This window comes from Pseudomonas sp. SIMBA_041 (genome assembly GCF_046535095.1).
GTDB lineage: Bacteria > Pseudomonadota > Gammaproteobacteria > Pseudomonadales > Pseudomonadaceae > Aquipseudomonas > Aquipseudomonas mucoides.
In genome coordinates this window covers 97,120-110,655 of record NZ_JAWRXJ010000001.1, presented here as the reverse complement: position 1 = coordinate 110,655, position 13,536 = coordinate 97,120, and the positions used below count along the sequence as shown (strand labels likewise).

Here is a 13,536-nt window from a genome sequence, read left to right as displayed (position 1 = left end):
GCGTTGGCCTTTTTTATTATCTGCAATTCGTACGGAATCATGCCGAATTCCCAGCGTCATTCCCATAGTACAAAGTGTGGAAAACCGCAAATTTCAGGCATAAAAAAACCGGCTATATCCGCCGGTTTTTTTGCGCCCGAAAAAACTTATGCACCATTTCCTGTGTTTTATGTGTTTAAGAAATATGTATATAAATCATTAACTTATAAAACGATATCGCTGTTTTTCGATAAAACGGTACACAGGTTATCCACAGAATCTCAGACAGCCACTTGATCCGTCGAAGTCGGTGCCGCCGGGGCTGCTGGCAGCGACCCCATTTCCCGTTGCATCTGCTCGTTCCAGGCTTGTACCCGGTCGTTCAGATCGGCGATGGCGCGAGGCCCGCTGCCCACGGCGTACATCGGTTCGCCGATGATTACGGTGATGACACCCTGCTTCTTTGCCCAACCAGTTTTAGGCCAGAACTTGCCCGCATTGTGCGCAATCGGCAGTACAGGAAGCTCGGCGTTGACGGCCAACGCGGTGCCACCGCGTGAGAACTTGCCGATGGTGCCAAAAGGAACGCGCGTCCCCTCAGGGAAGATCAGCACCCAGACACCATCCTTGAGCAGCTCATCGCCCTTCTTTGCCACATGCTTGAGCGCGGCTTTCGGATTGTCGCGGTCGATGGCAATCGGTCGCAGCATGGCCATGGCCCAGCCGAAGAAAGGTACATAAAGCAATGAACGCTTGAGCACCTGGCTCAACGGTTCGAAGTAAGCAGAGAGAAAGAACGTCTCCCAGGTGCTCTGGTGGTTCGATTGAATCACGCAGGGCTGGTCAGGCACGTTCTCGGCGCCCTTCACTTCGTAGCTGATGCCCAGGAACACTTTGCTCAGCCACAAGGCGCAGCGGCACCAGTACACATTAATGAAGCGATATCGCGCCTTGAACGGCAGAAACGGCGCGATGAAAAAGCTCAGGCTGCACCAAAGCAAAGAGCTGGTGCCCAGCAACAGATAAAAGAGGAACGTTCTGATGGCCTGCAGTATCGACATGGTGACGTTTACCGTGCGGGCTCTGCCCGTCTATAAGCGCACTCCCGATCAGTCCTTAATCGGAACAATCGAAGCACTTTAATTGTGGATAAGTTCTGCGGCAATCGCCGCCAGATCGTCAAAAATCAAGGTGCCTACCGGTAGGGTCTTGCCGAAAGTCTTTTCGCCTTTCCCGGTCTTTACCAAAACTGGCTGAGAATCGACGGCTTTGGCGGCTTCCAGGTCACCAAGGCTGTCGCCGACGAACCAGAGATTGGTCAGCGACACGTTGTAATGCTCGGCGATGGCTTTCAGCATCCCGGGTTTCGGCTTGCGGCAATCGCAGCCGTCGTTCGGCCCGTGCGGGCAATAGACGATCAGGCCGACTTCACCGCCCTGCTCCGCCACCAGCGCGCGCAAGCGCTCGTGCATGGCGTCCAGGGTGGCGATGTCGTAATAGCCGCGAGCGATGCCCGACTGGTTGGTAGCGACCGCTACCGTCCAGCCGGCCTTGCTCAACTGCGCGATGGCTTCGATCGAACCGGGGAGTGGAATCCACTCCTCCACCGACTTGATGTAAGCGTCGGAGTCGTAATTGATCACCCCGTCGCGATCGAGAATCAGCAGTTTCAACAGCAGCCCCTTAGCTCAGCAGCGAAATATCAGCGACGCCGAGGAACAGCCCACGCAGACGCGCCAGCAAGGCATAACGGTTGGCGCGGACCTTGGCATCTTCCGCGTTGACCATTACCGCTTCGAAGAACGCATCCACCGGCTCGCGCAAGGCGGCCAGGCGTGCCAGCGATTCGCTGTACTGACGCGCAGCAGCCATCGGCTGGACAGCCTGGTCTGCCTGCTGGATCGCCGAATACAGGGAAAACTCGTTGGCATTGTCGAAGTACTTGGCTTCAACCACCGTTGGAACGGAGCCTTCGACCTTGCTCAGCAAGTTCGATACGCGCTTGTTCACCGCAGCCAGGGCCGCGGCTTCCGGCAATTTGCGGAAAGCTTCTACCGCTTGTACACGTTGGTCGAAGTCCAGTGCCGAACCCGGCTTCAGGGCACGCACCGACAGGTAAGTCGCAACGTCTACACCCTCGTCTTCGTAACGGGCACGCAGACGGTCGAAGACGAACTCCAGCACCGCGTCGTTGAGGCCGGCGGCCTTGATCTTGGCACCGAACGCATTCACGGCGAAAGCCACGGCGTCGTTCAGGTCCAGATCGAGTTTCTTGTCGATCAGGATACGCAGCACGCCGAGTGCAGCACGGCGCAAGGCGTACGGGTCTTTGCTACCCGTTGGCAGCATGCCGATACCGAAAATACCCACCAGCGTGTCGAGCTTGTCGGCGATGGCCACGGCCGCACCGGTCAGGGTGGTCGGCAGTTCAGCACCGGCACCGCGCGGCATGTACTGCTCGTTCAGCGCCAGGGCGACTTCTTCCGGCTCGCCGTCGTTGAGGGCGTAGTAGTAACCGGCGACACCTTGCATCTCCGGGAACTCACCGACCATCTCGGTCGCCAGGTCGCACTTGGACAACAGGCCGGCACGGGAAGCCCATGCAGCGTTGCCGCCAATGCGTTGCGCGATGAACGCAGCGAGTTTGGAAACGCGCTCGGCCTTGTCGTAGACGCTGCCGAGTTTTTCCTGGAACACCACGTTTTGCAGGCGCAGGTTGAAGTCTTCGAGTTTCTGCTTCTTGTCTTGCTTGAAGAAGAACTCGGCGTCGGTCAGGCGTGGGCGAACCACTTTCTCGTTACCGGCGATGATCTGCTGCGGATCTTTGCTTTCGATGTTGGCCACGGTAATGAAACGGGGCAGCAACTTGCCATCGGCATCCAGCAGGCAGAAATACTTCTGGTTGTCCTGCATGGTGGTGATCAGTGCTTCTTGCGGCACATCGAGGAAACGCTCTTCGAACGAGCACACCAGCGGCACTGGCCATTCGACCAGCGCGGTCACTTCGTCGAGCAGCGCCGGCGGAACAATCGCCGTGCCTTCCTGGCGGGTAGCCAGTTCTTCGGTGCGCTTGCTGATGATGTCGCGACGTTCGTTGGCATCGGCCAGGACGTACGCGGCACGCAAGTCGGCGAGGTAATTGGCCGGCGAGGTGATGCGTACGTTTTGCGGGTGATGGAAGCGGTGACCACGGGAATCACGGCCAGCCTTCTGGGCGAGGATGGTGCAATCGATGACTTCGTCACCGAGCAGCATCACCAGCCACTGGGTCGGACGAACGAATTCTTCCTTGCGAGCGCCCCAACGCATGCGTTTCGGGATCGGCAGGTCGTTCAGCGAATCTTCGACGATGGTCGGCAGCAGGCTCGCAGTCGGCTTGCCGGCGATGCTTTGGCTGTAACGCAGTTTTGGACCGCTCTGATCGATTTCGCTCAGCTCGACACCGCACTTCTTGGCAAAACCCAGTGCTGCCTGGGTCGGGTTGCCTTCGGCATCGAACGCCGCCTGACGTGGCGGGCCATCGAGGTTGATGCTGCGATCCGGTTGCTGGGTGGCCAGCGAGGTGATCAGCACGGCCAGGCGACGCGGCGCGGCATAGACCGTTTTGGTCTCGTAGTTCAGGCCGGCAGCTTGCAGGCCCTTGTCGATACCGGCGAGGAACGCCTCGGCCAGGGTGTTCAGGGCTTTGGGTGGCAGTTCTTCAGTGCCCAGTTCAACCAGAAAATCCAGAGCACTCATTGTGCAGCCTCCAGCTTGGCCAGTACTTCATCACGCAGGTCCGGGGTCGCCATCGGGAAGCCCAGCTTGGCGCGAGCCAGCAGGTAGGCTTGCGCAACGGAACGCGCCAGGGTGCGTACACGCAGAATGTATTGCTGACGCGCAGTCACCGAAATTGCACGGCGCGCATCCAGCAGGTTGAAGGTATGGGAAGCCTTCAACACCATTTCGTAGCTCGGCAACGGCAGCGGCTGGTCGAGTTCGATCAGGCGCTTGGCTTCGCTTTCATAGAAGTCGAACAGTTCGAACAGCTTCTCGACGTTGGCGTGTTCGAAGTTGTAGGTCGACTGCTCCACTTCGTTCTGGTGGAACACGTCGCCATAGGTCACTTTGCCGAACGGACCGTCAGCCCAGACCAGGTCGTAGACCGAGTCTACGCCTTGCAGGTACATGGCCAGACGCTCCAGACCGTAGGTGATCTCGCCGGTCACCGGGTAGCATTCGATGCCGCCCGCTTGCTGGAAGTAAGTGAACTGCGTCACTTCCATGCCGTTGAGCCAGACTTCCCAACCCAGACCCCAGGCGCCCAGGGTCGGCGATTCCCAGTTGTCTTCGACGAAGCGAATGTCGTGGACCAACGGGTCCAGGCCGACGTGCTTGAGGGAGCCCAGGTACAGTTCCTGGAAGTTGTCCGGGTTCGGCTTCAATACCACCTGGAACTGGTAGTAGTGCTGCAGACGGTTCGGGTTTTCGCCGTAGCGGCCGTCAGTCGGGCGACGACTGGGCTGCACATAAGCGGCGTTCCAGGTTTCCGGGCCAATGGCCCGCAGGAATGTGGCAGTGTGGAAAGTGCCGGCGCCTACTTCCATATCGTAGGGCTGAAGTACCACACAACCTTGCTCGGCCCAGTATTGCTGGAGCGCGAGGATCAAGTCTTGGAAGGTACGCACGGCTGGCGTAGGCTGGCTCACGAAATTCACCTGTTTCTTGGGCTGCGATTTAAAGAGCGGGAGTATACCCGATTCATTGCTGCGCACGCCCCCTGGAGCCTTATGCCACGCTGCTTTTGGTGTTCCGAAGATCCGCTGTACATGGCTTATCACGACCAGGAGTGGGGCACGCCGCTACGCGATGCGCAGGGATTGTTCGAGTTGCTTTTGCTCGAAGGGTTCCAGGCCGGCCTCTCATGGATCACGGTCTTGCGTAAACGTGAGCGTTATCGCGAGGTGCTGTTCGGCTTCGACGTACAGCGCGTGGCGCAAATGAGCGACGCGGAAATCGATGAATTGATGCTCGATCCTGGCATCATCCGCAACCGCCTCAAACTCAATGCCGCCCGGCGCAATGCCCAGGCCTGGCTGGCGCTGGAGGACCCGGTGGCGTTTCTCTGGTCCTTCGTTGGCGGCATGCCGGTGATCAATCATTTCAAGGATCGCACCGAAGTCCCGGCGGTCACGCCAGTGGCGGTAGAGATGAGCAAAGGCCTGAAAAAGGCCGGTTTCACGTTCGTCGGGCCGACCATTTGCTACGCGCTGATGCAGGCCTCGGGCATGGTCATGGACCACACCCGGGATTGCGATCGCTACGCGACCTTGGCGAACGGCGGTTAGAATAGCCGCCTCGCGCACAGCACATAATCAGGAGTGACCTGTGGATAAGTTTAAAGGCGCCTTGCTGGTAGGCGCTCTGCGGCTGTTTGCCCTGCTCCCGTGGCGGGCCGTGCAGGCCGTGGGCTCGGCGATTGGCTGGGTCATGTGGAAAACCCCGAACCGTTCCCGCGACGTGGTGCGGATCAACCTCGCCAAGTGTTTCCCCGAGATGGACCCGGCCGAGCGTGAGCGTCTGGTCGGACAGAGCCTGAAAGACATCGGCAAGTCCCTGACCGAAAGCGCCTGCGCGTGGATCTGGCCGGCCCAGCGTTCCATTGACCTGGTGCGCGAAGTCGAAGGCCTCGACGTCTTGAAGGACGCCCTCGCCTCTGGTAAAGGGGTCGTGGGTATCACCAGCCACCTGGGCAATTGGGAAGTGCTGAACCACTTCTATTGCAGCCAGTGCAAACCGATCATTTTCTACCGGCCACCGAAGTTGAAGGCTGTGGATGATTTGCTGCGCAAACAGCGGGTGCAATTGGGCAACCGGGTGGCCGCTTCCACCAAGGAAGGCATCCTCAGCGTCATCAAGGAAGTGCGCAAAGGTGGTGCAGTGGGCATTCCCGCTGACCCGGAACCGGCCGAATCCGCCGGAATCTTCGTGCCCTTCTTCGCCACCCAGGCCCTGACCAGTAAGTTTGTGCCGAACATGCTCGCCGGCGGCAAAGCGGTCGGCGTGTTCCTGCATGCCCTGCGCTTGCCGGACGGTTCGGGGTACAAAGTGATCCTGGAAGCGGCGCCAGAGGCCATGTACAGCACGGATACCGAGACGTCCTGCGCGGCCATGAGCCAAGTGGTCGAGCGTTATGTGCGGGCGTACCCCAGCCAATACATGTGGAGCATGAAGCGCTTCAAGAAGCGTCCACCGGGTGAAGAACGCTGGTATTGAGTACGTTGGCATGATCTGTGGATAATTCTGGGGCCAGGGTTATCCACAGCTGTTCATTAAAGGGCGCAGCAGATGTCCGAACACCGCAAATCGTTTCGCATCAAGATCAGCCATGAAAGCTTCGGCGAATGCCTGGGCCAGACCCGCCACCTGTCGACCACGGGTGTCTATGTCAAGCATCCGCGCCTGTCGTCGTTACCCAAAGGCGCGGTGGTGTATGGGCAGGTGCAAGACTTACCCACAGGTGCGCCGCGTGTGCGCATGGAAGTGATTCAGGTCGATGCCGACGGGATAGGCCTGCGCTACCTCTGATCAGTGAGCGTTGCGCTCGAGTTTCTTCAGAAACACCGTCATTTCCTTCTCTGCCTGCTTGTCGCCATGGGCGCGGGCGGCTTCCAGACCTTGTTCCCATGCCTGCCGGGCTGCCGCGAAATCTTCCTGCGCCAGATGGGCCTTGCCCAACAGCTTCCAGGCCGCTGAATACTTCGGATCGAATTCGACACAGCGCTGGAAATGCTCGGCCGCCTTGGCGTTTTCCCCAAGGTCCAGATAACCCTTGCCCAGGCCGAAGCGCAGCAATGAGTTATCCACACCCTTGGCGAGCATTTTTTCCAGGGATTCGAGCATCAGTGTTTTCCCTCAGTCAGCGATTGTTCCCACGCAGAGTGTGGGAATGATCGGTTAGAAAAAGCTCAATCCCACATGAAACAGCTTCTCCACATCCCGAATATGCTTTTTATCCACAAGGAACAAAATCACATGGTCCCCCGTTTCGATCACCGTGTCGTCATGCGCAATGATCACTTCCTCGTCACGAATAATCGCGCCAATCGTCGTTCCCGGTGGCAGACCAATGTTCTCGATCGCCTTGCCAATCACCTTGCTCGACTTCGCATCACCATGGGCAATCGCCTCAATGGCTTCTGCCGCGCCCCGGCGCAATGAGTGCACGCTGACGATATCGCCACGGCGCACGTGGGCCAGCAAGGTGCCGATGGTCGCCAGTTGCGGGCTGATGGCGATGTCGATGTCGCCGCCCTGAATCAGATCCACGTACGCCGGGTTGTTGATGATCGTCATCACCTTCTTCGCGCCCAGGCGCTTGGCCAGCAGCGAGGACATGATGTTGGCTTCGTCATCGTTGGTCAGGGCCAGGAAAATATCGGCGTCGGCGATGTTCTCTTCCATCAGCAAATCGCGGTCGGACGCACTGCCCTGCAACACCACGGTACTGTCGAGGGTGTCCGAGAGATGACGGCAGCGGGCCGGGTTCATCTCGATGATCTTCACCTGATAACGGCTTTCGATGGCCTCGGCCAGACGCTCACCGATCTGCCCGCCACCGGCAATGACGATGCGTTTGTAGGTTTCATCCAGCCGGCGCATTTCGCTCATTACCGCGCGGATATTGTCCTTGGCGGCGATGAAAAACACTTCGTCGTCGGCCTCGATGACGGTGTCACCCTGGGGCAAAATCGGCCGGTCACGGCGGAAGATCGCGGCAACGCGGGTTTCGACATTCGGCATGTGTTCGCGCAATTGCCGCAGCTGCTGACCCACCAGCGGTCCGCCGTAATACGCCTTCACCGCGACCAGTTGCGCTTTGCCTTCGGCAAAGTCGATCACCTGCAAGGCGCCCGGATGCTGGATCAGGCGCTTGATGTAGTTGGTCACCACTTGTTCCGGGCTGATCAGCACATCCACCGGGATCGCGTCGTTATCGAACAATTCGGAGCGCGTGAGGTACGCCGCTTCGCGCACGCGAGCGATTTTGGTCGGTGTGTGGAACAGCGTGTGGGCGACCTGACAGGCCACCATGTTGGTTTCGTCGCTGTTGGTCACGGCCACCAGCATGTCGGCGTCGTCTGCGCCGGCCTGGCGCAGCACTGTCGGCAGTGAGCCGCGACCATGCACAGTGCGGATGTCCAGCCGATCACCGAGGTCGCGCAGGCGATCGCCGTCGGTGTCGACCACGGTGATGTCGTTGGCTTCGCTGGCCAAGTGCTCCGCTAGCGAACCGCCAACCTGCCCTGCACCGAGGATGATGATTTTCATCCAGTCACTCCATTAAAACCGTTTAACCGCGCGCGGCGGCAATCTTGATCAGCTTGGCGTAGTAGAACCCATCGTGCCCGCCTTCCTGGGCCAGCAATTGGCGACCGTGGGGTTGCTTGATGCCGGCCGCCGTGGCGAGGTCCAGCTCACGGGCGCCCGGCGTGCGGGCGAGGAAAGCTTCGATGACTTCGGTGTTTTCGGTCGGCAGCGTCGAGCAGGTGGCGTAAAGCAGGATGCCGCCGACTTCCAGAGTTATCCACAGGGCGTCGAGCAATTCGCCTTGCAGCACGGCGAGGGCGGCGATGTCGTCGGGTTGGCGGGTCAGCTTGATGTCCGGGTGACGACGGATGACCCCAGTCGCCGAGCACGGCGCATCCAGCAGGATGCGCTGGAACGGTTTGCCGTCCCACCAGGCCTGGGTGTCGCGACCATCGGCGGCGATCAGCTCGGCACTGAGGCCCAGACGCGCCAGGTTTTCGCGCACCCGCACCAGACGTTTGGCTTCCAGGTCCACCGCGACGACGCCGGCCAGTTTTGGCTCGGCTTCGAGGATGTGGCAGGTCTTGCCGCCCGGTGCGCAGCAGGCGTCCAGCACCCGTTGGCCTGGCGCCAGATCGAGGAGGTCGGCGGCCAGTTGCGCCGCCTCGTCCTGCACGCTGATCCAGCCTTCGGCGAAGCCCGGCAGGCTGCGCACGTCGGCGGCGGCTTCGAGGATGATGCCGTCCTGACTGTAGACGCACGGCGTCGCGGCGATCCCGGCTTCGGTCAGCAAACCAAGGTAGGCGTCGCGAGTGTGATGGCGACGGTTGACCCGCAGAATCATCGGCGGGTGCGCGTTGTTCGCCGCGCAAATGGCTTCCCATTGTTCAGGCCAGAATGCCTTCAGGGATTTTTGCAGCCAGCGCGGGTGCGCGGTACGCACCACCGGGTCGTGTTCCAGCTCGGCCAGCAGTGCTTCGCTTTCCCGTTGGGCACGGCGCAACACGGCGTTGAGCAAGGCTTTGGCCCAAGGCTTCTTTAGCTTGTCCGCGCAACCGACCGTTTCACCGATGGCGGCGTGGGCCGGAACGCGGGTGTAGAGCAGTTGATAAAGGCCGACCAGCAACAGCGCTTCGACGTCCGCATCGGCAGCCTTGAAGGGCTTTTGCAGCAGTTTGGCCGCCAGCGCCGACAAACGTGGCTGCCAGCGCGCGGTGCCGAACGCCAGGTCCTGAGTGAAGCCACGATCGCGGTCTTCAACCTTGTCCATTTGTGTCGGCAGAGAACTGTTGAGCGAGGCTTTTCCGTTCAGAACAGCGGCGAGTGCCTTGGCGGCGGCCAGACGCGGGTTCATTGAGCGTCCGCCGCTTGACCTAGCACAGTGCCGACGGCGAATTTCTCTTTGCGGCTGTTGAACAGATCGCTGAAGTTCAGCGCCTTGCCGCCGGGCAATTGCAGGCGGGTCAGGCACAGCGCTTGCTCACCGCAAGCGACGAGCAAGCCGTCCTTGCTGGCGCTGAGGATTTCGCCTGGTGCGCCCTTCCCTTCAGCGAGGCTCGCGGCCAGCACTTTCAGCGCTTCTCCGTTCAACGTGCTGTGGGTAATCGGCCATGGATTGAAGGCGCGAACCAGCCGTTCCAGCTCAACCGCCGGGCGAGTCCAGTCGATGCGCGCTTCGTCCTTGTTCAATTTGTGAGCATAAGTGGCGAGGCTGTCGTCCTGCACTTCGCCGTCGAGCGTACCCGCGGCAAGGCCGGCAATCGCCTGAATCACCGCCGGTGGGCCCATCTCGGCCAGACGATCATGCAGGCTGCCGCCGGTGTCGTCAGCGCTGATTGGCGTGGTGACTTTGAGCAGCATCGGCCCGGTGTCCAGGCCCAGTTCCATGCGCATCACGGTCACGCCGCTTTCGCTGTCGCCCGCTTCGACGGCGCGCTGGATCGGCGCCGCCCCGCGCCAGCGTGGCAGCAGGGACGCGTGGCTGTTGATGCAGCCCAGGCGCGGAATATCCAGCACCACTTGCGGCAGGATCAGACCGTAGGCGACTACCACCAGCAAGTCTGGCTTGAGCGCGGCGAGTTCGGCCTGAGCGTCTTCGTTGCGCAGGGTCGGCGGTTGCAACACCGGGATGTTGTTTTCCAACGCCAACTGCTTGACCGGGCTCGGCATCAGCTTTTGCCCACGGCCCGCCGGACGGTCCGGCTGGGTGTAGACCGCGACGATCTCGTAAGGGCTGTCGAGCAGGGCCTTGAGGTGTTCGGCGGCGAATTCCGGGGTGCCGGCAAAAACGATGCGCAGTGGCTCAGTCATGTAAAACTCTCAATTACAAAGCAGTCGCAAAAGAAAAAGGCTTGCCGCAGCAAGCCTTTGAAAGGAGGGCATCAAGCGTTCTGGCGATGGAGCTTTTCCAGTTTCTTCTTGATTCGGTCGCGTTTGAGACTGGACAGGTAGTCGACGAACAATTTGCCATTCAGGTGGTCGCATTCATGCTGGATGCACACGGCGAGCAGGCCTTCGGCGATCAGTTCGTAAGGCTGGCCGTCGCGGTCCAGGGCCTTGATCTTGACCTTCTGCGGGCGATCGACGTTTTCGTAGAAACCCGGCACCGAGAGGCAGCCTTCCTGGTATTGCTCCATCTCGTCGGTCAGGGTCTCGAACTCGGGGTTGATGAACACCCGTGGTTCGCTGCGGTCTTCGGAGAGGTCCATCACCACGATACGTTTGTGCACGTTGACCTGGGTCGCGGCGAGGCCGATGCCTGGCGCTTCATACATTGTTTCAAACATGTCATCGACCAACTGACGCACTTCGTCGTCCACTACGGCCACAGGTTTGGCGATAGTGCGCAGGCGCGAGTCGGGGAATTCGAGGATGTCTAAAATGGCCATAAGCTTGATTGCTGCACATGTGAGGAAAGTCGGGTCGATGGCCTGGCGGGTCCGAAGATGCAGGCTACCGTTGTAAAACGTAGCTCCCTTTTCTAAGTAAAGCACGGGGAGCGAGCCACGAAGGCTCTGGCGTTTTACGCGAACGCACATAATAAAGGGATTCACCGCATGAGGAAATCACTACTCGCCTTGCTCCTTCTGGCTTCGGCCGGTGTGGCGCACGGGCAAGTGCAACTCAAGGAAGGTTTTCCACAGCAATACACCGTGGTTGCGGGGGACACACTCTGGGACATCTCCGGTAAATACCTGCGCCAGCCATGGCAATGGCCAGAGCTGTGGCAGGCCAATCCGCAAATCGAAAACCCCAATCTCATCTATCCCGGCGATTCGCTGGCGCTGGTCTATGTCAACGGCCAGCCGCGCCTGACCCTCAATCGCGGTGCATCACGCGGCACAATCAAGCTTTCGCCTCGCGTACGCAGTTCGCCGGTGGCCGAAGCCATCCCGAGCATTCCGCTGCGTTCGATCAATAGCTTTTTGCTGAGTAACCGCATCGTCGACAAGGTCGAGGATTTCAACGAGGCGCCTTACATCGTCGCCGGCGATGCCGAACGCGTGCTCAGCGGCACCGGAGACCGCATCTTCGCCCGCGGTCATTTCGATCCGGATCAGCCGGTTTACGGGATCTTCCGTCAGGGCAAGGTTTACACCGACCCCGAGACCAAGGAGTTTTTGGGGATCAACGCCGACGACATCGGTGGCGGCGAAATTGTTGCCACTGAAGGCGATGTCGCCACTCTCGCCTTACAGCGCACGACCCAGGAAGTGCGCCTCGGCGACCGCTTGTTCTGCGGCGAAGAACGCTCGATCAACTCGACCTTCATGCCCAGCGCGCCGAAAACCCCGGTCAACGGGCTGATCATCGATGTGCCGCGCGGCGTGACACAGATTGGCGCGCTGGATGTGGTCACGCTGAACAAGGGGCAGCGTGATGGCCTCGTCGAAGGCAACGTGCTGGTGGTGATGAAAACCGGTGAAACCGTGCGCGACCGGATCACTGGCCAGCCGCTGAAGATCCCCGATGAGCGGGCCGGATTGCTGATGGTTTTCCGCACCTACGACAAGCTCAGCTACGGGCTGGTGCTCAACGCTTCGCGCTCGTTGGCCGTGATGGACAAGGTGCGAAATCCGTAAGCAGGCTCCACAAGTTACCAACAGAGTTATCCACAGCTTATTCCCGTTTGAACGGGGCCCATAACGATCAAGGATGATCCATGTCGCTGCCTGCCGTTACACCGGTTTCCCCCGCGGAACTGGAAGCTCGTTTACGTTTGCACCGTTTACCGGAACTCGGCCCGGCGCGTTTCAAGAAGCTGCTTGAAGCGTTCGGTTCGGCCTCCAAAGCCATCAGCGCGCCGGCCAGTGCCTGGCGTTCGCTGGGCTTGCCGTTGGCGTGCGCCGAGGCTCGCCGGGCCAATGATGTGCGCGATGGCGCCAGCCACGCATTGGCCTGGCTAGAGCGTCCGGGCCAGCATTTACTGATGTGGGACCAGCCTGACTACCCGGCGTTGCTGGCGCAAATCAGCGACGCGCCGCCGCTGTTGTTCGTGGCGGGTAATCCGGGAATTCTGGAAAAACCGCAACTGGCGATGGTTGGCAGTCGCCGCGCTTCACGGCCGGGCATGGACACCGCTGCCGCATTTTCCCGCAGCCTGGCGGGCGCCGGTTTCGTCATCACCAGCGGTCTGGCGCTGGGCATTGATGCGGCCGCGCATCAAGCCGCACTGGACGTGGGCGGGCGAACGGTCGGTGTACTTGGCACGGGACTTGAAAAGTTTTATCCACAGCGCAATCGACGACTGGCCGACGCCATGATTGCATCGGGCAGTGCGGTGCTTTCGGAGTTCCCGCTGGACGCCGGCCCCACCGCCAGCAACTTCCCCCGGCGCAATCGAATCATCAGCGGTTTGTCGCTTGGTGTGCTGGTGGTTGAAGCCAGCGTGGCGAGTGGTTCGCTGATCACCGCGAGGCTGGCGGCGGAGCAAGGTCGGGAGGTGTATGCGATTCCTGGATCGATCCATCATCCCGGCGCCAAAGGCTGTCATCAGTTGATCCGGGACGGCGCGATGCTGGTGGAAACCATCGAACATATCCTCGAAGCCTTGCGCGGCTGGCAACAGTTGCCGTTGTACGGCGAGGCTCCTTCGGTGACCCATCCGTTGCTCATGCTGTTGCACGCGGCCCCGCACACCAGCGAAGCGTTGTCCGTCACCAGCGGCTGGGCCTTGCCCAAAGTGCTGGCGGCGCTGACCGAGCTGGAAATGGAGGGGCGCGCCGTTTGCGAAAGCGGTCGCTGGTTTGCGCGGGTGAGCTAGGTTTT

Annotated in this window: 14 protein-coding genes; 5 read left to right on the top strand and 9 right to left on the bottom strand. The window is 60.3% G+C overall.

What is annotated here, in order from left to right:
- Window positions 1–260: 260 nt before the first annotated feature.
- From SB725_RS00570 to glyQ, 4 genes are all read right to left on the bottom strand, one after another.
- Window positions 261–1,040: a lysophospholipid acyltransferase family protein gene (locus tag SB725_RS00570; protein WP_194940518.1), complete on the bottom strand. Its 780-nt coding sequence runs from the start codon at window positions 1,038–1,040 to the stop codon at window positions 261–263.
- A gap of 78 nt (window positions 1,041–1,118) precedes the next feature.
- Window positions 1,119–1,658, bottom strand: a complete 540-nt coding sequence (gmhB, locus tag SB725_RS00565) for a D-glycero-beta-D-manno-heptose 1,7-bisphosphate 7-phosphatase (protein ID WP_172825962.1) — start codon at window positions 1,656–1,658, stop codon at window positions 1,119–1,121.
- Window positions 1,659–1,662: 4 nt separating this feature from the next.
- Window positions 1,663–3,717 carry a glycine--tRNA ligase subunit beta gene (gene glyS, locus SB725_RS00560; RefSeq protein WP_027926198.1) on the bottom strand — a complete coding sequence of 685 codons (2,055 nt, stop codon included), beginning with the start codon at window positions 3,715–3,717 and terminating at the stop codon, window positions 1,663–1,665.
- Window positions 3,714–4,667 carry a glycine--tRNA ligase subunit alpha gene (gene glyQ, locus SB725_RS00555; RefSeq protein WP_003213601.1) on the bottom strand — a complete coding sequence of 318 codons (954 nt, stop codon included), beginning with the start codon at window positions 4,665–4,667 and terminating at the stop codon, window positions 3,714–3,716. The genes glyS and glyQ overlap by 4 nt, the downstream gene beginning before the upstream one ends.
- 81 nt (window positions 4,668–4,748) lie before the next feature.
- Between glyQ and tag the strand changes: the two genes are divergently transcribed.
- The 3 genes from tag (at window position 4,749) to SB725_RS00540 (ending at window position 6,546) form a co-directional block, all read left to right on the top strand.
- The gene (tag, locus tag SB725_RS00550) at window positions 4,749–5,306 is read left to right on the top strand and encodes a DNA-3-methyladenine glycosylase I (RefSeq protein WP_027926197.1); all 558 of its coding nucleotides are present in this window, start codon (window positions 4,749–4,751) and stop codon (window positions 5,304–5,306) included.
- Between the two features lie 40 nt (window positions 5,307–5,346).
- Window positions 5,347–6,234, top strand: a complete 888-nt coding sequence (locus SB725_RS00545; protein ID WP_027926196.1) for a lysophospholipid acyltransferase — start codon at window positions 5,347–5,349, stop codon at window positions 6,232–6,234.
- A gap of 72 nt (window positions 6,235–6,306) precedes the next feature.
- The gene (locus SB725_RS00540) at window positions 6,307–6,546 is read left to right on the top strand and encodes a pilus assembly protein PilZ (RefSeq protein WP_027926195.1); all 240 of its coding nucleotides are present in this window, start codon (window positions 6,307–6,309) and stop codon (window positions 6,544–6,546) included.
- Here SB725_RS00540 and SB725_RS00535 read toward each other — a convergent pair whose 3' ends face one another.
- The 5 genes from SB725_RS00535 to def all read right to left on the bottom strand — a co-directional run bounded on the left by SB725_RS00535 (window position 6,547) and on the right by def (window position 11,156).
- On the bottom strand, window positions 6,547–6,864 hold the full coding sequence (locus SB725_RS00535; RefSeq protein ID WP_172825961.1) for a tetratricopeptide repeat protein: 318 nt from the start codon (window positions 6,862–6,864) through the stop codon (window positions 6,547–6,549).
- 51 nt (window positions 6,865–6,915) lie between these two features.
- Window positions 6,916–8,289, bottom strand: coding sequence for a Trk system potassium transporter TrkA (gene trkA, locus SB725_RS00530; RefSeq protein WP_027926193.1), 1,374 nt, complete (start codon window positions 8,287–8,289; stop codon window positions 6,916–6,918).
- Window positions 8,290–8,311: 22 nt separating this feature from the next.
- Window positions 8,312–9,622, bottom strand: a complete 1,311-nt coding sequence (rsmB, locus tag SB725_RS00525; protein WP_027926192.1) for a 16S rRNA (cytosine(967)-C(5))-methyltransferase RsmB — start codon at window positions 9,620–9,622, stop codon at window positions 8,312–8,314.
- Window positions 9,619–10,578, bottom strand: coding sequence for a methionyl-tRNA formyltransferase (gene fmt, locus SB725_RS00520; protein ID WP_027926191.1), 960 nt, complete (start codon window positions 10,576–10,578; stop codon window positions 9,619–9,621). The genes rsmB and fmt overlap by 4 nt, the downstream gene beginning before the upstream one ends.
- Window positions 10,579–10,649: 71 nt before the next feature.
- Window positions 10,650–11,156 (bottom strand): peptide deformylase, encoded by a 507-nt coding sequence (def, locus tag SB725_RS00515; RefSeq protein WP_027926190.1) that lies wholly within the window; start codon window positions 11,154–11,156, stop codon window positions 10,650–10,652.
- 168 nt (window positions 11,157–11,324) lie between these two features.
- Between def and SB725_RS00510 the strand changes: the two genes are divergently transcribed.
- Window positions 11,325–12,350 carry a LysM peptidoglycan-binding domain-containing protein gene (locus tag SB725_RS00510; RefSeq protein ID WP_410921135.1) on the top strand — a complete coding sequence of 342 codons (1,026 nt, stop codon included), beginning with the start codon at window positions 11,325–11,327 and terminating at the stop codon, window positions 12,348–12,350.
- Window positions 12,351–12,430: 80 nt separating this feature from the next.
- A complete protein-coding gene (gene dprA, locus SB725_RS00505; RefSeq protein WP_027926188.1) occupies window positions 12,431–13,531 on the top strand; it encodes a DNA-processing protein DprA in 1,101 nt (366 codons plus the stop codon).
- Window positions 13,532–13,536 lie beyond the last annotated feature (5 nt).